Source organism: Escherichia sp. MOD1-EC5433 (genome assembly GCF_002966005.1).
In the GTDB taxonomy this organism is placed as follows: domain Bacteria; phylum Pseudomonadota; class Gammaproteobacteria; order Enterobacterales; family Enterobacteriaceae; genus Escherichia; species Escherichia ruysiae.
On sequence record NZ_PTRL01000009.1, the window covers coordinates 149,386 to 173,700 of the forward strand.

20 protein-coding genes are annotated in these 24,315 nt (G+C 51.7%); 5 read left to right on the top strand and 15 right to left on the bottom strand.

All coding sequences use genetic code 11. The annotated features are described in order from the left end of the window. Nucleotides 1–141: 141 nt before the first annotated feature. Entirely contained in the window at nt 142–717 is a 576-nt protein-coding gene (gene nfuA / locus C3D30_RS17825; protein ID WP_000619389.1) for a Fe-S biogenesis protein NfuA, read from the bottom strand. A gap of 58 nt (nt 718–775) precedes the next feature. Then, complete coding sequence (gene gntX / locus C3D30_RS17830; RefSeq protein ID WP_010352788.1) at nt 776–1,459, bottom strand: DNA utilization protein GntX; 684 nt, start codon at nt 1,457–1,459, stop codon at nt 776–778. A gap of 37 nt (nt 1,460–1,496) precedes the next feature. Between gntX and bioH the strand changes: the two genes are divergently transcribed. Beyond that, nucleotides 1,497–2,267, top strand: a complete 771-nt coding sequence (bioH, locus tag C3D30_RS17835; RefSeq protein WP_105287207.1) for a pimeloyl-ACP methyl ester esterase BioH — start codon at nt 1,497–1,499, stop codon at nt 2,265–2,267. Between the two features lie 219 nt (nt 2,268–2,486). Here bioH and rpnA read toward each other — a convergent pair whose 3' ends face one another. The 6 genes from rpnA to greB all read right to left on the bottom strand — a co-directional run bounded on the left by rpnA (nt 2,487) and on the right by greB (nt 9,742). Then, nucleotides 2,487–3,368: a recombination-promoting nuclease RpnA gene (gene rpnA / locus C3D30_RS17840; RefSeq protein WP_016159541.1), complete on the bottom strand. Its 882-nt coding sequence runs from the start codon at nt 3,366–3,368 to the stop codon at nt 2,487–2,489. A gap of 203 nt (nt 3,369–3,571) precedes the next feature. Then, nucleotides 3,572–3,808, bottom strand: coding sequence for a [Fe-S]-dependent transcriptional repressor FeoC (gene feoC / locus C3D30_RS17845; protein WP_000157593.1), 237 nt, complete (start codon nt 3,806–3,808; stop codon nt 3,572–3,574). 10 nt (nt 3,809–3,818) lie between these two features. After that, nucleotides 3,819–6,140, bottom strand: a complete 2,322-nt coding sequence (gene feoB, locus C3D30_RS17850) for a Fe(2+) transporter permease subunit FeoB (RefSeq protein WP_000737001.1) — start codon at nt 6,138–6,140, stop codon at nt 3,819–3,821. A 16-nt stretch (nt 6,141–6,156) separates the two neighbouring features. Then, nucleotides 6,157–6,384: a ferrous iron transporter A gene (feoA, locus tag C3D30_RS17855; protein ID WP_001200455.1), complete on the bottom strand. Its 228-nt coding sequence runs from the start codon at nt 6,382–6,384 to the stop codon at nt 6,157–6,159. A 463-nt stretch (nt 6,385–6,847) separates the two neighbouring features. After that, a complete protein-coding gene (locus C3D30_RS17865) occupies nt 6,848–9,169 on the bottom strand; it encodes a Tex family protein (RefSeq protein WP_105287208.1) in 2,322 nt (773 codons plus the stop codon). Nucleotides 9,170–9,265: 96 nt separating this feature from the next. Then, nucleotides 9,266–9,742: a transcription elongation factor GreB gene (gene greB / locus C3D30_RS17870; protein WP_000856744.1), complete on the bottom strand. Its 477-nt coding sequence runs from the start codon at nt 9,740–9,742 to the stop codon at nt 9,266–9,268. Between the two features lie 227 nt (nt 9,743–9,969). On the opposite strand from greB, the gene ompR reads away from it, so the two are divergent. Then, complete coding sequence (gene ompR, locus C3D30_RS17880) at nt 9,970–10,689, top strand: osmolarity response regulator transcription factor OmpR (RefSeq protein WP_001157751.1); 720 nt, start codon at nt 9,970–9,972, stop codon at nt 10,687–10,689. After that, on the top strand, nt 10,686–12,038 hold the full coding sequence (gene envZ, locus C3D30_RS17885; RefSeq protein ID WP_001253710.1) for a two-component system sensor histidine kinase EnvZ: 1,353 nt from the start codon (nt 10,686–10,688) through the stop codon (nt 12,036–12,038). The genes ompR and envZ overlap by 4 nt, the downstream gene beginning before the upstream one ends. 76 nt (nt 12,039–12,114) lie before the next feature. Here envZ and pckA read toward each other — a convergent pair whose 3' ends face one another. Beyond that, nucleotides 12,115–13,737 (bottom strand): phosphoenolpyruvate carboxykinase (ATP), encoded by a 1,623-nt coding sequence (gene pckA / locus C3D30_RS17890; RefSeq protein WP_001309803.1) that lies wholly within the window; start codon nt 13,735–13,737, stop codon nt 12,115–12,117. A 376-nt stretch (nt 13,738–14,113) separates the two neighbouring features. On the opposite strand from pckA, the gene C3D30_RS17895 reads away from it, so the two are divergent. Beyond that, complete coding sequence (locus C3D30_RS17895) at nt 14,114–15,835, top strand: DUF4153 domain-containing protein (RefSeq protein WP_105287209.1); 1,722 nt, start codon at nt 14,114–14,116, stop codon at nt 15,833–15,835. A gap of 134 nt (nt 15,836–15,969) precedes the next feature. Here the strand turns inward: C3D30_RS17895 and hslO are convergent, their stop codons facing one another. The 4 genes from hslO to igaA all read right to left on the bottom strand — a co-directional run bounded on the left by hslO (nt 15,970) and on the right by igaA (nt 20,153). Next, nucleotides 15,970–16,848 carry an Hsp33 family molecular chaperone HslO gene (gene hslO, locus C3D30_RS17900; RefSeq protein WP_001135574.1) on the bottom strand — a complete coding sequence of 293 codons (879 nt, stop codon included), beginning with the start codon at nt 16,846–16,848 and terminating at the stop codon, nt 15,970–15,972. Nucleotides 16,849–16,872: 24 nt separating this feature from the next. Continuing rightward, nucleotides 16,873–17,274, bottom strand: a complete 402-nt coding sequence (gene hslR, locus C3D30_RS17905) for a ribosome-associated heat shock protein Hsp15 (RefSeq protein WP_000660491.1) — start codon at nt 17,272–17,274, stop codon at nt 16,873–16,875. Nucleotides 17,275–17,284: 10 nt separating this feature from the next. Beyond that, a complete protein-coding gene (gene yrfG, locus C3D30_RS17910) occupies nt 17,285–17,953 on the bottom strand; it encodes a GMP/IMP nucleotidase (RefSeq protein ID WP_010351080.1) in 669 nt (222 codons plus the stop codon). Nucleotides 17,954–18,017: 64 nt separating this feature from the next. Further along, the gene (gene igaA / locus C3D30_RS17915; RefSeq protein WP_016159536.1) at nt 18,018–20,153 is read right to left on the bottom strand and encodes an intracellular growth attenuator protein IgaA; all 2,136 of its coding nucleotides are present in this window, start codon (nt 20,151–20,153) and stop codon (nt 18,018–18,020) included. Between the two features lie 321 nt (nt 20,154–20,474). Between igaA and nudE the strand changes: the two genes are divergently transcribed. Continuing rightward, a complete protein-coding gene (nudE, locus tag C3D30_RS17920) occupies nt 20,475–21,035 on the top strand; it encodes an ADP compounds hydrolase NudE (protein ID WP_000045734.1) in 561 nt (186 codons plus the stop codon). 9 nt (nt 21,036–21,044) lie between these two features. On the opposite strand, the gene C3D30_RS17925 is transcribed toward nudE, so the two are convergent. Together C3D30_RS17925 and mrcA are read right to left on the bottom strand one after the other, a co-directional pair. Continuing rightward, nucleotides 21,045–21,695: a hypothetical protein gene (locus C3D30_RS17925; RefSeq protein WP_000781536.1), complete on the bottom strand. Its 651-nt coding sequence runs from the start codon at nt 21,693–21,695 to the stop codon at nt 21,045–21,047. A gap of 53 nt (nt 21,696–21,748) precedes the next feature. Beyond that, nucleotides 21,749–24,301 (bottom strand): peptidoglycan glycosyltransferase/peptidoglycan DD-transpeptidase MrcA, encoded by a 2,553-nt coding sequence (gene mrcA, locus C3D30_RS17930; protein WP_016159535.1) that lies wholly within the window; start codon nt 24,299–24,301, stop codon nt 21,749–21,751. Nucleotides 24,302–24,315: the final 14 nt, after the last annotated feature.

A 24,315-nucleotide genomic window follows, 5' to 3' on the forward strand; every position in this document is an offset into this window, starting at 1 on the left:
GGTAAATTTAAATTATGAGAGGTTGGTCATATTATCGTGGGGAAACGAAGGGGGACGGAGTAAAGCTGCGCCATAAGAACAACGAAAGCCCGATAAGACACTTTAGCGTCGCATCGGGCAATCTACAAAAGAGGGGATAACTTAGTAGTAAGAGTGTTCGCCGCGCTGGTGTTCGGTGAGATCGCGCACACCTTTCAGTTCCGGGAATTCGTTCAGCAGCTGCTTTTCGATCCCTTCTTTCAGCGTTACGTCGACCATGGAACAGCCGTTACAGCCGCCGCCAAATTGCAGAATGGCGTAACCGTCTTCGGTGATTTCCATCAGCGAAACGCGACCACCGTGACCGGCAAGCTGCGGGTTAATCTGCGATTGCAGCATATACTCGACGCGCTCCATTAGCGGCGCATCGTCAGCCACTTTACGCATTTTGGCGTTCGGTGCTTTCAGAGTTAGCTGGGAACCCAACTGGTCGGTAACAAAGTCGATCTCTGCATCTTCCAGGTATGGTGCGCTTAACTCATCAACATACGCGGTCAGCAGGTCAAATTTCAGGGCGGTGTCGGTGGCTTCCACAGCGTCCGGCGGACAATAAGAAACGCCGCATTCAGCGTTAGGTGTGCCAGGGTTAATCACAAATACGCGGATTTGTGTCCCTTCTTCCTGGTTTGCCAGCAGTTTGGCAAAGTGCGCTTGTGCAGCATCGGAAATACGGATCATAGTAATGGCCTAATAGTTGACTATTTTAGTTGGTTATAATACGCCCATCATCGAGGCTCTACAAGGTTCGACAAAGGCACCAGACCTGGACAGTCGCCGCACCATTGCGTAAAAGCAACTGCGCAATCTCTGCGACGGTACTTCCGGTGGTAACGACATCATCCACAATCACCATATGGAGACCTTGCACGGGCAATTCAAGGCGAAAGGCATTTTTCAGGTTGCGCTTGCGCAGACGGGCGTTGAGAAAATGCTGGGTTGCAGTGGCTCTTGTTCGTGTGACGGCTTCGCTATCCCATTGGCAGTGCAACCAGCGTGATAACGGCTGACACAGCAAATCGCTCTGATTAAATCCCCGACGCCAGTGGCGATGCCGCCATAACGGGACACTGACAATACGATCCGGCAGATGTAATTCGCTGGTGCGACGGGCGTGTAAGACTTCCAATAGTAACAAACGTGCTAGCGCACTGGCGATTTCACTGCGCCGGGAAAACTTAAGCTGGTGGATGAGCGGACTTAAGGGCGGCGCATAGTTGGCAACAGTGAGCAGTCTTTGCCACGGCGGCGGTTTTTGCAGACAGCGACCACAGGGAAGATGTGAGTGTGTAGAGGGTAATCCACATTGCGGGCATAGCATTTTATCTGTACGTGCGGCGCGGGAGCAGACCGAGCAAATCCCCCAATGACCTAGCGCCAGCGGCATTCGGCATAGCCAGCATAATCCCGGTACTGTTAGCATATGTTCATCCTTGTAAGTCAAAAGAGAACAATAGCGGATGAATAACATCTGGTGGCAGACCAAAGGTCAGGGGAATGTTCATCTTGTGCTGCTGCACGGATGGGGACTGAATGCCGAAGTGTGGCGTTGCATTGACGAGGAACTTAGCTCGCATTTTACGTTACATCTTGTTGATCTGCCTGGCTTCGGGCGCAGTCAGGGATTTGGTGCGATGTCGCTTGCTGACATGGCTGAAGTCGTGCTGCAACAGTCACCGGATAAAGCTATTTGGTTAGGCTGGAGCCTGGGCGGGCTGGTGGCAAGTCAGATTGCATTAGCCTGTCCCGAGCGTGTTCAGGCGCTGGTCACTGTAGCATCGTCGCCATGTTTTAGTGCCCGCGATGGGTGGCCGGGGATAAAACCGGACGTGCTGGCGGGTTTCCAGCAGCAACTCAGTGATGATTTTCAGCGTACAGTGGAGCGGTTCCTGGCGTTACAAACCATGGGTACTGAAACGGCGCGCCAGGATGCGCGGGCGCTGAAGAAAACCGTTCTGGCATTACCGATGCCGGAGGTTGAGGTGCTCAATGGTGGGCTGGAAATCCTGAAAACGGTCGATCTTCGTCAGCCGCTGCAGAACGTACCAATGCCGTTTTTGCGATTGTATGGTTATCTCGACGGTCTGGTGCCGCGCAAAGTAGTGCCGATGCTGGATGAACTCTGGCCGCACAGCGAATCATATATCTTCGCCAAAGCGGCCCATGCGCCGTTTATTTCACATCCAGACGAGTTTTGTCAGCAGCTGGTAGCGTTGAAGCAGAGGGTGTAGGTGGCTTTAGAAATGGCGAGACAGAACTTTCCTGACTCGCCGCAGCCAACTCTTCTTCTGACACCCCGGTAAAGCGCATGATATCTGCAAGAGGGACTCCGGATTACAGCATTCTTTTGGCGATATCCAAGGCTTCCAGGCGTCGACCCAATAAATAACCAATCAGGTAACTAATAAGATATTCTCTTTCTGCATCTGTCATTAAAACCATCCTTTACGTTATTGATGATCTATTTCAGCAAGGTCTTCAACCGTCAGGCTGGTAAATCGCAGAACGTCCTCAAGAGAGACTCCGGCATCCAGCATGGTTTTGGCAATAGCACGTATACCTTTCTGAAACCCTTCCTGCCGCAATCTTTCCGCAATAGTCATTAAACTCTCCTTGTGTTTCGGTGAACGTTCGGCAACGCCGTCGATAAAATCGTTAAAACGTACCGCATCGCCAGTTTGTAGTATGTAATTAAACAGCCCTTTGATTTGTCTGTCATTAGCGTACCCACTACTTAATAAGCAAGCCATTTGCTCTACCAGCCCCATCAGGTCGCGTTGACGAATATGTTTTTGAATTAACTCCAGCAGCGCCATGCGTCGGTGCTGCATGATTTCATCATCAGGCATGACGGTGACATCAATCAGCGGAAATGCAGAGGCATAAAGCTGCCTTGCCAGTTTGGGATCGGCGAAACAATCCAGCCAACACAGCGAATAGGGATAGGGGCTTTCAATGCCGTGGTAAAACAACAACGGTACGACCATCGGCAACGTTTTGTATCCTGCATCAAGGTGGTTTTGCATTGCGGCAATGGCATAACGCATCATGCGAAATGCGATCAATTTGTTTGAGGTGCTTTGATGTTCAATCAGGCAATAGATGTATCCTGGCCCTTGCTCCGTTTTCACCGACCACAGCACGTCGGAATAGCTTTCACGCAGATCGTCATCGATAAAGCTGCTCGACTCCAGCTTGAGGGTTTTCATATCACAGAGCGCGTGAATGGGGGCCGGTAAATGGAACGCAAGAAAATCGCGTGCCGTGTCCGGTTGGCGTAAAAAGAGTTTGAACAGCGCATCGTGTGGGGTGGAACTCTGTTTTTTGCTCATGGCGTTCCTTCACCTGTTTTTTTGAATGCCGCGACTTTACGCGCCACTCCACGGCTGTGCATCAGCAAGTTTTCATCCCTGCGAGACACTTTCAGAGGAACTTACTCCATGCTGCAAGAGTTGCATTTTTATGGAAAGCCGCACGCAAAAAAGCCCGGTAGCTAATGCATACCGGGCTTTTCAAAACGAACGATGGAACAAGGTTAACGCAACATCCACCACTCACGCAGACAGGCTTTTCCTTCCGGGCAGCTTTTACAACTGCCAGAGAGGCAGCCATCAGGTTCTTCCTGAATCCGTACCGCTTTGCCCATATTTTCCAGCTGTTGCAGCATAGCGTTAATCATCGGCTGCGGGGTGTTCAGCGTCTGGCTGATCTGGGTCGCTTCCATACGACCCCGTAACGCCAGCAAATCACGCACCTGAATGAGCGAAGCCATTGCCGTGTCCTTAGTGGCAATCGCCAGTGGTGCTGGCTGCGCAGCAACTGCTTACCGTTTTGCGGCTTGCCAGTAGTTCGATATCGACCCGACTACGCGCGCGGCGCAGCAGTCCGATAACCACGATGTTAAACAGGACAACCGCCAGAATGCACACCAGGCTGTAAGTTGGGTGCTGGCTGTAGCTGGCGACCTGATAGAACAATGTTGCCAGCGAGTAAGCGATATTTAGCCCCCACAGGATGGAGAAGCCCATCCAGCCACGGCTTGATTCACGGGCAATGGCACCCATCACCGAAATACACGGTACATACAGCAGGACGAATATCAGATAGCTGTAAGCTGCCGCCGCGCTACCGAATTTCTCATCCATCACGCCCATTGCCCCAGTACCCATTTCGCCGTCGCCTTTGCTGGCTTCAATTGGGTTCATCAGTACGCTAAGACTGAAGGTGTCTTTCAGGCTCTGCCAGGTTTCATCTACTGCGCTGAACAGCTCTTCACCAAGGTTAAATTCCGCCGGATTGAACTCTTCGTCCTGAATGTTTTCTGCGGTATAGAGAGTGTTGAGCGTACCGACCACCACTTCTTTCGCCATTGCGCCAGTAAACAGTCCAACCGTTGCCTGCCAGTTATCTTCATGCACGCCAATCGGCTTGAAGACTGGAGTGATCACACGGCTGACAGAGGCCAGCGCCGAGTCGTTGATGTTATCGACGATTTTCCCACTCAGCGAGAAGCTGTTGAAGGCGCTCAGGAAAATGCTAACGATGATAATCACTTTACCGGCGCGCAGGACGAAGCCTTTCAAACGCTGCCAGGTCTGGATAATCAGGCTCTTAATGTGTGGTACGTGATAGACCGGCAGCTCCATGACAAACGGCGTCGCTTCACCGCGCATAATGGTGTATTTGAGCATCAGTCCCGTCAGTACCGCCATCACAATACCGATGACATACAGCGAGAACACAGCCAGTGCGCCATTCTGCCCGAAGAACGCGGCAGCAAATACTGCGAAGATTGCCAGACGAGCACCGCAGGACATAAACGGTGCCATCATGATGGTCATCAGGCGTTCACGTGGTGCATCAAGGGTTCGTGCGCCCATTACCGACGGTACGTTACAACCAAAACCGACGATCAACGGCACAAAGGATTTACCCGGCAAGCCTAACGCCTGCATCAGACGATCCATCACAAATGCCGCACGCGCCATATACCCGGAGTCCTCGAGGAAGGAGAGGAACAGGTACATCATGCCGATCTGCGGCACCAGTGGCAGAACGGTGTTAATACCGCCACCCAGGCCCTGGGCGAGGAAGATAGTTAGCCAGTCCGGGAAGTGGAGCGTGTAGCCAATCCACTGAATACCATGCACAAAGAGTGCCACGGAACCGACGTCAAACAGCGGCTGTAGCGCCCCGCCGATGTTGATAGCCAGCAGGAACATCAGATACATCACAAAGAGGAAAATCGGCAGACCAAGGAATCGGTTGAGCACGATTTTATCCACTGCCGTGGTGAAACGGCTGGGTTCTGCCGTCAGAGTATTGCTTACCACATCGCAGATGGCAGCAATACACTGGTAACGTGCATCGGCAATGTGCAGCGCCGGATCGTCCATCTCATTACGCAGACGGGCGAGGGCAGCATCCAGATGCTGCGACGCTTCACCGGCGTAGGCGCGGCTGTAGATATCGCCTTCCAGCATTTGCAGACCCAGCCAGCGGCGATGTTTCAGCGGGATGTCCGACGGCATCACTTTCGCCAGTGCATCGGCTTCATTGATTAGCGGCTGCGCGTAATGCACTAGTTCTACATTCTCGTTGGCTTTATAGCGGTCAATCGCCAGTTTCAGAGCTTCAATACCGCGACCACGCGTGGAAACCAGCGGGATCACCGGGCAGCCAAGACGCGCCGACAGCGCATCAATTTCAATGCGAATATTTTGCTTCTCGGCAATGTCGAGCATGTTCAGCGCCACGATGCAGGGAATGCCGAGTTCCAGCAGTTGCAGCGTCAGGTACAGGTTACGCTCAAGGTTAGACGCATCCACCACGTTAATCAGCAGATCGGCGTCGCCACTCAGAATGTAGTGACAAGCGATTTGCTCATCCAGAGAAGTTTGCGATGAGATGGTAGTCAGAGAATAAGTACCAGGCAGGTCAACCAGAGTGACCTGATGATCGGTGGTGGAGAACTGACCCTCTTTACGTTCGACGGTAACGCCAGCCCAGTTCCCTACACGCTGGCGTGCACCGGTGAGCTGGTTAAATAAAGTTGTCTTGCCAGAATTTGGATTACCAATTAAGCCAATGGTTAATTTTTTCATTGTTATTCTCACCGTATTAACAGGAAACCGCTTCCACTTCTAATAAGGCCAGATCTTTTTTGCGTAATACCAGGCTCACACGACGGGTTTCGATATGAATGGGATCGCCGAGTGGAGCGACGCGCACCACATTAAAAGAGGAGCCAGGTAACATGCCAAGAGAAAGCAGTTTTTGGCGATATGCCGGGCTGATTTCACGGGAAAAGCCAGTGATTTTCCACGCAGTATCTGGAGTGTATTGCATAAGGGCCTACTTGTTTCTCATTAACTGGATAACTACCTCATGGGGCGTTTGACAGCGACATGAGACCAGATGATTTGCCAACGAAGGAGAGATTAAATAATCAACAATACAATGATAATGAGAATGGTTTCTATCAGCAATACTTAAAATGTGTGCGAATGTTGGTTTAGATAATAATCTGACTCAATGTTGATGTGGCTCAAGGTTATATCGGAGCAAAAATATAACTCGAATGGCGAATTATTAGGGCTGGTTAATGTTTAATTAAGGTTTTAATTGTTAATGCAGTGATAAATATTAGCAAAAATATATTGTGGATTTAGCTGTGGAATAAAAATGCCGGAGATAATTTCCGGCATTTTTATGTCAGGCAAGGCGCTCGTTGTGAGTTGCCAGATGCGGCGTGAACGCCTTATCTGGCCTACGATTTCGTGCAAATTCGAACCGTAGGCCAGTCGGGGGATTAACGTTTTTTCCCCATTGCCGCTGCCAGCGCATCCATCATCGCGCTATTACCGGCAGGCTGCGCTTCACGACCGCGCGGTTTGGCTGCCGGGCGGTTGTTTTGCGGGCGATCGTTACCGCCGCTGCGACGGGCGTTGGTTTCACCTGGCTGCTCATCCAGACGCATGGTCAGGGCGATACGTTTACGCTGAAGATCCACTTCCAGCACTTTCACCTTCACAATGTCACCCGCTTTCACCACGGTGTGCGGATCTTCCACAAACTTGTTCGACAAAGAAGAGATGTGAACCAGGCCATCCTGATGCACGCCGATATCGACAAACGCGCCAAAGTTGGTGACGTTGGTGACAGCACCTTCGAGGATCATACCCGGTTGCAGGTCGTTCATTGTCTCGACGCCATCGGCAAACTGAGCGGTCTTAAATTCTGGACGCGGATCGCGACCCGGTTTTTCCAGCTCTTTGATGATGTCGGTTACCGTCGGCACACCGAATTTCTCATCGGTAAAGTCAGAGGCTTTCAGGTTACGCAGCTCGCTGCTGTTACCCATCAGATCTTTCAGTGCCTGCTGTGTTGCTGCCAGAATGCGTTCCACCACCGGATAGGCTTCCGGGTGGACGGTAGAAGCATCCAGCGGGTTATCACCATGGTTAATGCGCAAGAAGCCCGCGCACTGCTCGAAGGCTTTCGGCCCCAGACGGCTCACTTTCAGCAGTTGCTGACGGTTCTGGAACTGACCGTTCTCGTCACGCCAGGCAACAATGTTTTGCGCCATCATGCGCGTCAGGCCCGCCACGCGAGTTAACAGCGGAACAGAAGCAGTGTTGAGATCGACGCCAACGGCGTTAACGCAGTCTTCCACCACTGCGTCCAGTTTACGAGCCAGCTGCGTCTGGCTGACGTCATGTTGATACTGACCCACACCGATAGATTTCGGATCGATTTTCACCAGCTCTGCCAGCGGATCCTGCAAACGACGAGCGATAGACACTGCGCCACGCAGCGAAACATCGAGATCCGGGAACTCCTGCGCTGCCAGTTCGGAAGCTGAGTAAACGGATGCGCCTGCTTCGCTGACGATCACTTTCTGCGCAGTCACTTGCGGGAACTGCTTCTGCACGTCGAGATAGAAACGCTCGGTTTCGCGGGAAGCCGTACCGTTACCAATTGCCACCAGCTCAACGTTATGTTTTTCACACAAAGCGGCAACGGTCATCGCCGCTTTTGCGGCTTGTCCGGTGTGCGGATAAATGGTGTCGGTCGCTACCAGTTTGCCGGTTGCATCGACCACCGCAACTTTTACCCCGGTACGCAGACCCGGATCGAGACCCATCGTCGCACGCAATCCGGCTGGGGCTGCCATCAACAGATCGTGCAGGTTACGGGCAAATACGTTGATTGCTTCATCTTCCGCACGTTCGCGCACGGTGCCCATCAGTTCTGTTTCCAGGTGCATCAGTACCTTGATGCGCCACGTCCAGCTCACCACGCCTTTGCGCCAGCTATCCGCCGGGGCATTGTTCAGGCGCAGATTGAGGTGATCCATAATGATTTGTTCGCAATAACTCTCTTTCGGCGGCTCATCGAACTGTGGATCGGCATTCAGCGAAAGCTGAAGTACGCCTTCGTTACGCCCACGGAACATCGCCAGCGCGCGGTGAGAAGGCACCGTGGACAGCGGTTCGTGATGATCGAAATAGTCGCGGAATTTTGCCCCTTCCTCTTCTTTACCGCTCACCACCGTAGAAACCAAATGCGCGTTCTTCCACAGATAATCACGCACTTTTGCCAGCAGCGCGGCATCTTCGGCAAACCGTTCCATCAGGATATAGCGCGCGCCGTCCAGCGCGGCTTTGGTATCCGCCACGCCTTTATCGGCATCAACATATTGTGCAGCGGCGACTTCTGGCGTGTGTGACGGATCGTTCCACAGCAGGTCGGCCAACGGCTCAAGCCCTGCTTCAATGGCGATTTGCCCACGGGTACGACGTTTAGGTTTGTAGGGCAGATAGAGGTCTTCGAGTTCGGTTTTGCTTAAGGTGGCGTTGATGGCATTCGCCAGCTCATCGGTGAGTTTACCTTGCTCAGAAATAGACTTGAGGATCGCCTGACGTCTCTCTTCCAGTTCACGCAGGTAGCTCAGACGCGTTTCCAGATTACGCAACTGCGTGTCATCCAGACCGCCGGTGATTTCCTTACGATAACGTGCGATAAACGGCACGGTATTCCCTTCGTCAAGCAGGCGAACGGCGGCTTCAACCTGTTCCGGGCGCGCCTGAATTTCACCCGCAATAATGCGGCAGAACGAATCATTCATCATGGTTTGAGTTCATCTTTTCGGATCAAAAATCAGGGGATAGTTATACGGACTGGCTGGCAAAAATGCCAGCCAAAGGCTGGAGGTTAAGACTCTTCCTTACGGTTTCACGTACTCGATGGCATTAACATACCAGCTCGCTTCCCCGGCAGGCGTATTCACTACTGCCAAATCGCCCACCTCTTTTTTCAGCAATGCGCGAGCCATCGGGGAATCGATAGAGATGTAATCTTTACGACCAAAAATTTCATCATAGCCGACAATTCGAAAACGGTGAGTCACGCCATCGTCGTTTTCAATCTCTACCCATGCGCCAAAGAAGACCTTGCCTTCCTGCTGCGGGGAATAATCGACGATTTTGAGATTTTCCATGCATTTAGTGAGATAGCGCACGCGACGGTCGATTTCACGCAGGCGCTTTTTATTATACTGATAGTCAGCATTTTCACTGCGGTCGCCCAGACTTGCGGCCCAGGTCACCTTTTTTGTGACCTCCGGGCGTTCTTCACGCCAGAGATAATTTAGCTCTTGTTTGAGTTTTTCATACCCTTCCCGGGTAACCAGGGGCGTTTTCATCTCGTTGATTCCCTTTGTCTGTTTGATAATGCGCACATTGGGTATAACGTGATCATATCAACAGAATCAATAATGTTTCGCCGAATAAATTGTATACTTAAGCTGCTGTTTAATATGCTTTGTAACAATTTAGGCTGAAATTCATACCAGATTTTGCTGGTGACGAACGTAAGCTTTTTTAAGAATACACGCTTACAAATTGTTGCGAACCTTTGGGAGTACAAAGAATGCAAGAGAACTACAAGATTCTGGTGGTCGATGACGACATGCGCCTGCGCGCGCTGCTGGAGCGTTATCTCACCGAACAAGGCTTCCAGGTTCGAAGCGTCGCTAATGCAGAACAGATGGATCGCCTGCTGACTCGTGAATCTTTCCATCTTATGGTACTGGATTTGATGTTACCTGGTGAAGATGGCTTGTCGATTTGCCGACGTCTTCGTAGCCAGAGTAACCCGATGCCGATCATTATGGTGACGGCGAAAGGGGAAGAAGTAGACCGTATCGTTGGCCTGGAGATTGGCGCTGACGACTATATTCCAAAACCGTTTAACCCGCGTGAACTGCTGGCTCGTATTCGTGCAGTGTTGCGCCGTCAGGCGAACGAACTGCCGGGCGCGCCGTCACAGGAAGAAGCAGTAATTGCTTTTGGTAAGTTCAAACTTAACCTCGGTACGCGCGAAATGTTCCGTGAAGATGAGCCGATGCCGCTCACCAGCGGTGAATTTGCGGTACTGAAGGCGCTGGTCAGCCATCCGCGTGAGCCACTCTCTCGCGATAAGCTAATGAACCTTGCCCGTGGTCGTGAATATTCCGCAATGGAACGCTCCATCGACGTGCAGATCTCACGTCTGCGCCGCATGGTGGAAGAAGATCCGGCGCATCCGCGTTACATTCAGACCGTCTGGGGTCTGGGCTATGTTTTCGTGCCGGACGGTTCTAAAGCATGAGGCGATTGCGCTTCTCGCCACGAAGTTCATTTGCACGCACGTTATTGCTCATCGTCACCTTGCTGTTCGTCAGCCTGGTGACGACTTATCTGGTGGTGCTGAACTTCGCGATTTTGCCGAGTCTCCAGCAGTTTAATAAAGTCCTCGCGTACGAAGTGCGTATGTTGATGACTGACAAACTGCAACTGGAGGACGGTACGCAGTTAGTTGTGCCTCCCGCTTTTCGTCGGGAGATCTACCGTGAGCTGGGGATCTCTCTCTACTCCAATGAAGCCGCCGAAGAAGCCGGGCTGCGTTGGGCGCAACACTATGAATTCTTAAGCCATCAGATGGCGCAGCAGCTCGGCGGCCCGACGGAAGTTCGCGTCGAGGTCAACAAAAGCTCGCCTGTCGTCTGGCTGAAAACCTGGCTGTCGCCCAATATTTGGGTGCGTGTGCCGCTAACCGAAATTCATCAGGGCGATTTTTCCCCGCTGTTCCGCTATACGCTGGCGATAATGCTGTTAGCGATAGGTGGTGCGTGGCTGTTTATTCGTATTCAGAACCGACCGTTGGTCGATCTCGAACATGCTGCTTTGCAGGTCGGTAAAGGGATTATTCCGCCGCCGCTGCGTGAATATGGCGCTTCGGAGGTGCGTTCGGTTACCCGCGCCTTTAACCATATGGCGGCTGGTGTTAAGCAACTGGCGGATGACCGCACGCTGCTGATGGCGGGGGTAAGCCATGACCTGCGCACGCCGCTGACGCGTATTCGCCTGGCGACCGAGATGATGAGCGAGCAGGATAGCTATCTGGCAGAATCGATCAATAAAGATATCGAAGAGTGCAACGCCATCATTGAGCAGTTTATCGACTACCTGCGCACCGGGCAGGAGATGCCGATGGAGTTGGCGGATCTTAACGCTGTGCTTGGTGAGGTGATTGCCGCCGAAAGTGGCTATGAGCGGGAAATTGATACCGCGCTTGAGCCGGGCAGCATTGAAGTGAAAATGCACCCGCTGTCAATCAAACGCGCGGTGGCGAATATGGTGGTGAACGCCGCCCGTTACGGCAATGGCTGGATCAAAGTCAGCAGCGGCACAGAGCCGAATCGCGCCTGGTTCCAGGTGGAAGATGACGGCCCAGGTATTGAACCGGAGCAACGTAAGCACCTATTCCAGCCGTTTGTCCGTGGTGACAGCGCGCGCACTATCAGCGGTACTGGCTTAGGGCTGGCGATTGTGCAGCGGATTATCGATAACCATAACGGGATGCTGGAACTTGGCACCAGCGAGCGGGGCGGGCTTTCCATTCGCGCCTGGCTGCCATTGCCGGTAACGCGGGCGCAGGGTGCGACAAAAGAAGGGTAAATAAAACGGGAGGCGAAGGTGCCTCCCGTTTTGCTTTCTATAAGATACTGGATAGATATTCTCCAGCTTCAAACCATTACAGCTTCGGACCAGCCGCTACCAGCGCAGCACCCGCAGGGGTGTCGGTATATTTATCGAAGTTGTCGATAAACAGTTTCGCCAGGGTTTCGGCTTTTTCCTGCCACTGTTCTGGAGAAGCGTAGGTGTTACGCGGATCAAGGATCTTTGTGTCTACGCCCGGCAGTTCTGTTGGGATCGCCAGGTTAAACATCGGCAAAGTGAAGGTTTCTGCGTTATCCAGCGAACCATTCAGAATAGCGTCGATAATGGCGCGGGTATCTTTAATCGAGATACGTTTTCCAGTGCCGTTCCAGCCGGTGTTAACCAGATACGCCTGCGCACCTGCCGCTTGCATACGTTTTACCAGCACTTCTGCGTACTGAGTTGGGTGCAGCGACAGGAACGCCGCGCCGAAGCAGGCAGAGAAGGTTGGCGTCGGTTCGGTGATGCCACGCTCAGTACCGGCCAGTTTGGCGGTGAAGCCAGAGAGGAAGTGGTACTGGGTTTGATCGGCAGTCAGACGAGATACCGGTGGCAATACGCCGAAAGCATCTGCGGTCAGGAAAATAACTTTAGTTGCGTGGCCTGCTTTGGAGACCGGCTTAACGATGTTTTCGATGTGATAGATCGGATAAGAAACGCGAGTGTTCTCGGTTTTTGAACCATCATCAAAGTCGATAGTGCCATCTTCACGTACGGTGACGTTTTCCAGCAGCGCATCGCGACGGATGGCGTTGTAGATTTCGGGTTCCGCTTCTTTCGACAGCTTGATGGTTTTCGCGTAGCAGCCGCCTTCGAAGTTAAACACGCCGTCATCATCCCAGCCGTGCTCGTCATCGCCAATCAGGCGACGTTTCGGGTCGGTGGAAAGGGTGGTTTTACCCGTGCCGGAAAGGCCGAAGAACACCGCAACATCACCTTTCTCGCCAACGTTGGCGGAGCAGTGCATGGAGGCAATGCCTTTCAGCGGCAGCAGGTAGTTCATCATCGAGAACATACCTTTCTTCATTTCGCCGCCGTACCAGGTGCCGCCAATCAACTGCATACGTTCAGTCAGGTTAAACGCCACGAAGTTTTCAGAGTTCAGGCCCTGTTCTTTCCACTGCGGGTTGGTGCACTTCGCGCCGTTCATGACGATAAAGTCTGGTTTGAAACCTGCCAGCTCTTCATCGCTTGGGCGAATAAACATGTTTTTGACGAAATGCGCCTGCCAGGCCACTTCGGTGATGAACCGGACGGAAAGACGTGTGTCCGGGTTAGCACCACAGAAAGCGTCAACGACAAACAGACGTTTGCCGGAAAGCTGTTTGGTCACCAGGCCTTTCAGATGCTGCCAGGTTTCAGGGGAGAGAGGTTTGTTGTCGTTCTTACCTTTGCCTTTGTCTGCCCACCAGAAGGTATCGCGAGTGGTATCGTCACGGACGATATACTTATCTTTTGGTGAACGACCGGTGAAGATTCCGGTATCGACGGCAACAGCGCCCAGATTAGTTAACACCCCGCGCTCATAACCGGTCAGGCTCGGATCGAGCTCTTCCTGATACAGCAGGTCGTAGCTTGGGTTGTAAACGATATCATGTACGTCACTGATACCATAAGCCTCGAGTTCTTGCGGGGTCAAACCATTGTTAACGCGCATTTCACTGCTCCTTAGCCAATATGTATTGCCTGAATAGTAAAGTCTTTTTGGGGGTGTTAACCGCGACAAGGCTCATAGATTTACGTATCTGGAGAAATTCATATTTGACAAAACTCCGTGATTCCTGTCACGAAACGGTTGGTATTATCGCAGAAATAGCATTTTAGGTGTGGAAAATGTTCCTAAAAGGTTAAAACTTAGTTTATATGGCGAGAATGTTGTGAGTGTAATCGCATTCCTGAGTGAAATTAATGCAAATTCAATGAGTAAAGTATCGATTCACCACGCTAACTTTTTTTGATTACTTTCTGAAAAAAGCAAATTAGTCCTGCCTGGATGCGATAATTACCTCTCCTTTTGATTCTGGATAACCAACATGGAAAACGTTGAGCTTTCACCCGCGACACGCAGGGGAATGGTTGCTACCGGATTACTCCAGGGATTAGTTTGCTACCTGCTGGTCTCCTGGCTTGCCAGTAAAAATAACAGTTGGATAGTTTATGGCGTACCTGCGACCGTGGCGCTTTCATCCGTTTTGTTATTTTCTGTAGTGTCCTTCAAACAGAAGCGACTTTGGGGATGGCTGGCGATAGTGTTGATTGCCACTCTCGGGATGAGCGGCTGGCTGAAGTGGCAAATTGATGGCATGAGTCCCTGGAGAGCGGAAAAGGCGCTTTGGGATTTTGGGTGTTATCTGCTGCTGATGGGAATGATGTTGCTGCCGTGGATACAACAGAGTCTGCGTGAGCGTAATGACAATACCCGCTATAGCTATTTTTACCAGTCGGTATGGCATAACGTACTTATATTATTGGTGATTTTTATCGCCAATGGCCTGACGTGGCTGGTGCTTTTACTGTGGAGTGAGTTATTTAAACTCGTTGGCATCACGTTTTTTAAAACGCTCTTTTTTACAACCGACTGGTTTATTTATCTTACGTCAGGTCTGGTTACCGCACTGGCGGTGATCCTTGCGCGGACACAGTCTCGTTTAATCGACTCCATTCAAAAGTTGTCCACGTTAATCGCCACGGGGTTGCTGCCGTTAGTATCATTGCTAACCCTGATGTTTATTATCACCCTGCCGTTTACGGGCCTGAGCGCGATTTCTCGCCACATCTCCGCTGCCGGGTTGCTTTTGACGCTGGCCTTTTTGCAATTGCTCTTAATGACCATTGTCCGTGATCCGCAAAAAGCGTCACTTCCCTGGACTGGTCCGTTGCGTTGCCTGATTAAAACCGCTCTGCTGGTCGCCCCATTGTATGTGTTAGTCGCCGCCTGGGCGTTATGGCTGCGGGTCGCTCAGTACGGCTGGACTACGGAACGCTTGCATGGTGTGTTGGTTGTGGTGGTGTTACTGGTTTGGTCGCTGGGATATTTTGTCAGTATTGTCTGGCGTAAAGGGCAAAATCCCCTTGTTCTTCAGGGCAAGGTGAATCTTGCGGTTTCGTTGCTGGTGCTGGCGATTCTGGTGCTTCTTAATTCGCCGATGCTGGACAGTATGCGTATTAGCGTGAACAGTCATATGGCGCGTTATCAGAGCGGCAAAAACACGCCAGACCAGGTAAGTATCTACATGCTCGAGCAGAGCGGTCGTTATGGACGTGCGGCGCTTGAGTCACTGAAAAGCGATGCCGGGTATATGAAAGACCCGAAACGCGCATGGAATCTGCTAATGGCGTTTGATGGGGAGCAACATCTTCAGCAGGTATCGGAAAAAGCATTAGCCGATAATGTGTTAATTGCCCCAGGTTCAGGTAAACCGGATGCGACATTCTGGTCGGCCTTAATCAAAGAACGCTATAACGTGATGACCTGTATTGAAAAAGACGCCTGCGTACTGGTCGAGCAAGATCTGAATAGTGATGGTCAGGCGGAGCGGATCCTGTTTGCTTTTAATGATGACAGAGTCATTGTCTATGGCTTTGACTCAGCCAGAAAAGAATGGGACGCGCTTGATATGAGTTTACTTCCGCGCAAAATAACGAAAGAAAAATTACTCATAGCTGCGAAGGATGGAAAACTGGGGACGAGGCCGAAAGCGTGGCGCGATCTGACGGTAGATGGTGAAACGCTGGAAATAAACTTAAGTAAGTGACAACGCTTTTATCGGATACGACGCTGTATCTGACCAACAATAATTTGCGATTTATTTCATAGGCCTGGTAAGCGCAGCGCATCAGGCAATTGCGTCATGAAATCCGGCAGAGTTATCTCCGCCGGAAAAACTAATTAATGCACCTGCGGATCTGCCGGAGACGCGTTGTTGCGGATCTCGGCAATATCCATCGCATTGAACAGATAGTGGTTACCGCAGTAATCACAATGCATGTCAATTTCGCCATCTTCCGCCAGGATGCTATCCACTTCTTCATCCGGCAGCGTTTTCAGCGCATCGGCGCAACGTTCACGCGAGCAGGTGCATTTGAACTCAACATCCTGCGGATCGTAAACCGTCACCTCTTCTTCGTGATACAAACGCCACAACACTTCGTTTGCCGGTAAGGTCAGCAGTTCTTCGGTTTTGATGGTTTCGGTTAGCGTCGCCAGATGGTCGAAGTCGTCCTGCTGGGCATTTTGCGCAGGCATTACCTGCAACAACATACCGCCCGCAGCCGGTTTGCCATCTACGTCGCCGGTGCGAATAAACAGGCGCGTCGGCAGCTGTTCAGAACGCATAAAGTAATCTTCCAGGCAGGCCGCCAGGGTATCACCTTCCAGACCAACCACGCCCTGATAGCGTTCACCTTCGCTCGGGGTAATGGTGATCACCACGTAACCATTGCCAACCAGCGTTTTCAGGTCAGCATTTTCCGGAATTTCGCCCTGTACGCGCGCCACGCCACGCATCTGCTGGTTGTTGTTACCGTTAATAACCGCCAGATTCATCGGGCCGTCGCCTTGCAGCTGTACGGTGATATCACCATCAAACTTCAGCGTAGCGGTTAACAGGCTGGTCGCAACCAGCAGTTCTGCCAGCACGTTTTTAACGGGCTGCGGGTAATCGTGATTCTCAAGGATCTGTTGCAGGGTTTCCGAAACGGTTACCAGTTCGCCGCGAACGGCAAAGTTTTCAAACAGATAACGATGTAATTGGTCATGTTGCGGCATAATCATCTCTCTTGCAGGTGACAGTTATTCACTGTCGCCGTGTTTAAATCGTAACAGGTCGCGGCGCTCTTTTTTGTCCGGGCGTCGGTCCGGGTGCGGCATGGTTAAGGCATTAAGTTTACGTGCCAGCGCCATTTTTTCGCGTTTCTCTACACTTTGTGCAGTCTCTTCATACAGCAAGGCTGCCTCGCTGGCGGGGCGACGCTGTTCAGTAATCGCCTTCACGATTACCGTTCGCTCGTCATTTCCCTGGCGCAGAGTGAGCGTGGCATTCAGTTCGACGACTTTACTCGGCTTGCTGCGCTGCCCGTTGTAATGCACCTTACCGCCTTCGATCATTTCACGAGCCAGCGCGCGGGTTTTGTAAAAACGGGCGGCCCATAGCCATTTATCCAGTCGAACCTCAACAGCAGGTTTTTCTTTCATGGCGTCTCCTTCACATTAGCGAGGGGATCAGGCGGCGGTAGTCATTCAGTGACGGATGGCGCTGATACTGTTTTTCAGCAATCCCTGAGTCGGGATTAGTGACGCCGAGGCAGTAACGAATACCAAATTGCGCGGCAGCATCGAGAATCGCTTCGCTGTCATCGATAAACAGCGTTCTTTCAGCTTTTAGACCCGTAGCTTCGGCCACCGCATTCCATAACCGCTGATCCTCTTTCGGATAACCAAATGTGTGGGTGGAAAGTAATAAATCAAGGTGCGCGTCGAGACCGGTATGCTCAAGTTTTACCGCCAGGTTATGCGGATGCGCGTTGGTGAGCAAAATTCGCTGCTTACCGCTGGCTTTAAGTGCCTCAAGAAACGGAATGGTATCTTCACGCAGTACGGCGCGCGGTCCCATCTCGGTGGTCATCGCACAGATATCCAGACCCAGTTGCTCACTCCAGTAATCAAGACAGTACCAGTTTAGCGTATGCTGCACGTCGTGATATTGCTGGCGCATATATTCCATCGCTTCCTGTGGCGTGACCCCGTTTTTCGCGCCCCAGGTTTCAGGCACCAGCGTTTGCCAGAAATAGTTATCGAAGGCGAGGTCGAGCAACGTGCCGTCCATATCCAGCAGAACGGTATCTACGTCCTGCCAGGCAATGTTGATATGCATGAGGGAAATCTCCAGAGTGAAGCAATTTGCGCGACAGGGTAGCATAACCTGCCGCGCAAACGTGTTATTCGATAAGGCTTTCTGAAGGGGTGATCAGTTGTGGATTCAGGCAGCTTTCATAATAGGCCTGAATTTCCATCATGCGAGTACGATGACGGTGATAACGACGCCAGGCCTGTACGCCATTATAGATGGCACTGCCCAGCATCGTCAGCAACAGCAATGTCGTGCCCAGATAGCGCCACAGGCCGGAGCGATCCGGGATGGGGTGCAAGCCGATATGCTGCGTACCGTTGGCATCGGTAAAAATATTGGTGACGATACCTTCGGCGTTAAACGGCGTATGCATCAGCATTTGCGCCAGTTTCTGGAAAGCGTTCCACTGTTCTTGCGGCGGGTAGTCGTAAAGTGATGCCGAAGGCCAGGGCTGATCAACAAAATCGCTGCCTTCGTCGCTGACAATCAGGAATCCTCCCGGTGCCGGGCTATTCAGTGATTGCGCCGCTCGCGCCGTTTCATGAGTAATAAATGGTGCTGTGGAGGTTTCCACCAGGTTATCGAGTGATTCTGCGCTCACCGGGCGGAGTAACACATTCACGCCGTCGAGTTTTCCAGCGTTAGCGCGTTTTACCAGTGCGTCCCAGTCCTTACTGTTGCCGAGATTCACCAGCGCATTTTTCAACCGAACACAATCATCTTTGGCGGCACAGAGATCGGCGGTTTTCAGCACGATGTCGCCAAAGTCATCAAGCAGTACCATGCCGGATTTCTGAATTGCTGAACGCAATGTGGCGCTGACGCGAGATTCATCATCCGGTTTCGGGTGCAACTGGCGGTTTACTGCCTCGGTCAGTGCCGTGGCCTTGTTGACCAGCTCAGATTCTGGTAATGGCAATGAACGGGCGTCATTCCAGATGATCTGCGAGCAGTCAAATGGTAAAAACGGTGAATTGGTTTTCGCGCTCCAGGTGCCTGACGTGCGGATATTACACATCCCTGTACCGCTAAGACGTAAGGTATCGCCTACACGTACTCCGGCATCTGCCAGTTGTTTAACGCTGGTGGCTTCAATGGTCTGCGCGCCTTTCATCCACGAGAGGGTGAATTTCAGCGGCATATCCAGCGGAACCCAGAACAGCAGCATAAACAGCACCAGCAGAGAACCCACCGCGATAATCGTACTGCGTAGCCAGTGTTGCAGCGGGAAGTTTTTCACTTCGTCATGCAGCGAAAGATAGCGTCCCTGGCGTACCACGTGCCGATCAAGATAGATATCGATATCCGTTTGCTGCCCCAGATCCTGCGCAATATAAGGTTGCCAGTGCGCGGGATAGACCAGGTCGATAATACCGAGCGAAATATTGTTGATCTGTTCCTGATCGTTTTCGCCAAACAATCCCCAACGACGCGGCGTACCACGCAGACAGTGGATCTCCCGCAGGGATGATTTTGCCGGTGGCGCAAATAGCCCCCACAGACCAGCTCCCAGCAGCAGTAACGCGCCGCCAGCCAGCCACGGGACAAATACATCCGGGGTAATCAGGCAGAAAAAGAACATCAGGAAAGAGGCGACAATCAGCAACGCTTCGCGTAGCCCACGCGGGCGACTAAGCGCATACTCTTCGTGTGTTTCTTTGCGAATATTGAGCAGTTCGATTTGTTCGCTTTCTTCACCGCGAATCGACGCCTGCGTTGACGGGACAGGCTGTAACGCATAGCCGCGAGTTTCCTGCATGTACTCTTGCAGCGTATGACCGTTGAGAGAAATAACCAGCGGCAGCGAATCGGTATGGATCAGTTCAACGCTATTTTCATCGTTGATGTACTGCTCCCAGAACGGGGGCAGGTGGACTTCCACCGAATCGAGATAATAACGCCATTTATTCGGATCGTCGGTCGAAATGCCATAACGCGTGATGGCGTGTGTCAGCATCATGACGTTGTTGCTTTCAGCGTTCAGCGTCAGTGAAACGGGGGCTGCGCTGGCACCCGTCGGGCCAGGAACCTGCAAAACCTGCGTCAGGCTGTCGAGATAATTTTCAACGGCGCTACGTTCTTCAGGCATGAGTTTGCGCGTTTGCGCATCAGCGAAGGCGTTAGTCCAGGGCAGTTGACGCCGCCTGGAGCGCACCTTTATCAGCCATCCCGCAAGTAGTGAGCAGGCCAGCAAAGCAGCTAAAAAAATCACAATGGTGCTCATGCTTTCCCCATCTTACTTAATTTGTCAGGTGTGATTAGTCGCATCCTGGACACAATATAGGATTCTGCGGTTGGCTATCGGCAAGCGTGGAGTTGAACTTGAGCATCATTAAGCGCATCCCAGTGACCGGTGATCATAGCAAACCCTCTGAGGGCGGAATATCAGCAAATTCCTGGAGTTATTTCAACCTATTGACTTTTAATTTGATTTGAGAATGATTATTTATTAAGTTACGTAAATGTAAATAACATGCAATTCACATTGCCGAATGCGTGTCCGATATCGCACAATAACTGCTGATTTCACAGCATAGATTCCACGATGAGCAAATCATTACAAAAACCCACCATTCTGAATGTTGAAACTGTAGCCCGTTCCCGATTGTTTACCATCGAAAGCGTGGATCTGGAGTTCAGCAACGGCGTGCGGCGTGTTTATGAACGAATGCGTCCAACCAACCGGGAAGCCGTGATGATTGTGCCAATTGTGGACGATCACCTGATTTTGATCCGCGAATACGCAGTGGGAACCGAATCCTACGAGTTAGGATTTTCGAAAGGGTTAATTGACCCTGGTGAAAGTGTCTATGAAGCGGCAAACCGCGAACTCAAAGAAGAAGTGGGATTTGGCGCAAGGGATCTGACTTTTTTGAAGAAACTCAGCATGGCACCGTCTTACTTCTCCAGCAAAATGAATATCGTGGTGGCGCAGGATCTTTACCCTGAATCGCTGGAAGGCGACGAACCAGAGCCACTACCGCAGGTGCGCTGGCCGCTGACGCATATGATGGATTTGCTCGAAGATCCTGACTTCAATGAAGCACGTAATGTCAGCGCGTTGTTCCTGGTGCGCGAGTGGTTGAAGGGGCAGGGACGGTTGTAAAGCCCCTGGTTATGCAGGCTGGCGTGACTGGGCGAGTTTTTCGTGAATAAACGCCAGTGCTTCCTCTTCTTTATCACTCAGCCATATAAAACTTGACTTGTTCATAACCAATACAAATATATCTTTATAGGGGATAAGGTCATTTATCTCTGACCAGACACAAAAGCTGTGGGTGCCAGATTTTTTCCAGCATTTAACACCAGTCTCATCGATTTGAAAGTTCAATCCTTCCGTTATTGCGTTTTGATTGTAGATATCAGACTGTGCTTTTTTCTGCTTATACCTTGTCCAGTAGGTCTTTACTGAAAAAAACATACCATGTAGCCAAAATACGATAACTAATACTTTGTTTTTATTGAGGATAAACAGAAGGTCATCGGTGACGTTATTCCAGACTGATAATTCAATTTCTATATTAAATATCCCTAAAATCACGAGAGATGCAGGGAATAGCAAGAAAAACGTGACAGCAATGATGTCATAGAGAGCCGCTTTGTGTAGGCGTGGCACTTTATCGGGATGATACCTTCGTAAAACAAGGCCGTAGATGGTTAGAAAATCAGTCTGGTTAAGGCTGAATGGGGCATATTGCCGGGTGAACTGACGATTACTTTCGCTGCAATTCTCCGAAGGAGAAGGAGAGTGACTTTCCATTTTCATCGACATCTTCCATAGTAAAAGCCCGGCAACATTAACGCTGCCGGGCGTCGTTTTTAGAACAATTCCTGTGCCTCACCATTATCGATAATGGTCGTTCCCACCTCGCGCACCGCCTGCTGTGTAGGCTGCGTACCTTCGATGAAATACTCTTCGCGGCTGTTACCACCGTTGGCCAGTTGCCCGGTGCTGCGATCAATATTCACCGTCACAATACCTGGCGGCGGCGTCAGCGGTTGTTCCGGTACACCTTCCAGAACGGCTTTCATATAAGCGTCCCATGCTGGCTGGGCGCTCTTTGCACCGCCTTCGTAACCGGAGATCTGATCTTTAATCGCCCCGGAAGCCGTGGTGTGACCGAGATTACGACGGTGATCGTCAAAGCCAATCCATACCGAGGTCACAACGCCCGGACCGTAACCCGAAAACCACGCATCTTTCGAACTGTTGGTCGTCCCGGTTTTCCCGCCGATATCATGACGTTGCAAATCACGACCTGCGCGCCAGCCGGTGCCTTGCCAGCCAGGTTCACCAAAGATATTGGTGTTCAGGGCGCTCTTAATCAGGAATGCCAGCGGTGTGCTGATGACGTGTGGAGCGTATTCTGGCGCGCCAGTTTTTGCTACTAATGCCTGATTAGCCTGCTCCAGCTGCGGCATCGGAACAGAAACATTCTGCTGTTCGCGAGAGATAGCCACGTCTTCAACGTCGCTGTTTTCCAGCACGTTCGATTTTTGCGTATCACCGTAAATCACCGGAATATCACATTCCGGGCAGGCTACTTTCGGTTTCGCTTCGAAAATCACGCCGCCCTGGTCGTTTTCAATTTTGCTGATAAACCAGGGGTCGACCAGGAAGCCACCATTAGCCATCACTGCGTACCCGCGCGCCACCTGCAACGGCGTGAAGGAAGCGGAACCCAGTGCCAGTGACTCAGTGTGGACAATGTTTTGTGCCGGGAAGCCGAAGCGTTGCAAATACTCTGCGGCATAGTCCACGCCCATCGCTCGCATCGCACGTACCATTACCACGTTTTTCGACTGTCCCAGCCCTTGACGTAAACGGATTGGACCGGCGTACTGCGGCGGTGAGTTTTTCGGCTGCCAGTCAGAACCCGCGCCTGCATCCCAGCGGGAAATTGGCACATCGTTCAGCATACTTGCCAGCGTCAGCCCTTTATCCATCGCAGCGGTGTAGAGGAACGGTTTGATATTCGAACCCACCTGACGCAGTGCCTGGGTAGCGCGGTTAAATTTGCTTTGGTTGAAGTCAAAGCCACCGACTAACGCCATAACCGCGCCGTTTTGTGGATTGATCGATACCAGCGCCGAGTTTACTTCCGGCACCTGTGCCAGCCACCAGGCATCGCCCACCTGGCGAACCCAGATTTGCTGGCCTGTTTGCACAACATCGGTCACTTTACGCGGCGTCGGTCCCTGCTGAGTATCGGAACGATAAGGCCGTGCCCAGCGAATCCCTTCCATACGCAGCGTCACAGATGTTCCGTCCGCCAGCATTGCTGTCGCTTCCTGCGGGTTGGCGCGGGTGACAGCGGCAGGTAGCAGCGGACCATAGGTTGGCAGCGCCTTCAGCGTATCGGTAATCTTTTTGTCATCCCACGCTGATTCACCTACTTTCCACAGCACATTGGCCGGGCCGCGATAGCCGTGACGCATGTCGTAGTCCAGTACGTTATTACGCACGGCTTGCTGTGCGGCCTGCTGCACTTTGCGGGTAATGGTCGTGTAAATGCGATAGCCGTCTTCATAAGCGTTTTCGCCGTAACGGTTATACATCTCCTGACGTACCATTTCGGTGAGATACGGCGCTGAGAAGGCGATCTCCGGTGCGTGATAGTTGGCGTTAATCGCTTCGGTGCGAGTCTCATCGAGCTGCTGTTGGGTGATATACCCTTCGTCCAGCATTCGCGACAGCACGACGTTACGCCGCGCGACGGCTCGATCCATTGAATAGAGCGGGTTGAAGGTGGAAGGGGCTTTAGGCAGCCCGGCAATCACCGCCATTTCGTTCAACGTCAATTGATCGACGGTTTTACCGAAATAGACTTGTGCCGCAGCACCGACACCATAGGCGCGGTAACCGAGATAAATCTTGTTCAGATAAAGCTCGAGGATCTCGTCTTTCGTCAGCAACTGTTCAATACGAATCGCGAGGAAGACTTCCTTAATTTTACGCATTAGCGTGCGTTCTGGACTCAGGAAGAAGTTTCTCGCCAGTTGTTGGGTGATGGTGCTCGCCCCTTGCGATGCGTGACCGGAGAACAGCGCCACGCTTGCCGCACGGAAGATCCCCACAGGGTCAACGCCGTGATGCTCGTAGAAGCGGCTATCTTCCGTCGCAATAAAGGCTTTCACCATTTCCGGCGGGATTTGATCCAACGTAACCGGAATACGACGTTTTTCACCGTATTGAGCAATTAGCTCGCCATCGGCGCTGTAAATCTGCATCGGAATTTGCAGGCGTACATCTTTTAATGTCGCCACATCCGGCAGTTGTGGCTCGATGTAGCGGTAGAGGCCATAAATCGAGCCTGCTCCCAGCAGAATGCAACAGACTGCAAGGATCAATAAATACTTTACGAACTTCACTGGAAATTTCCCAT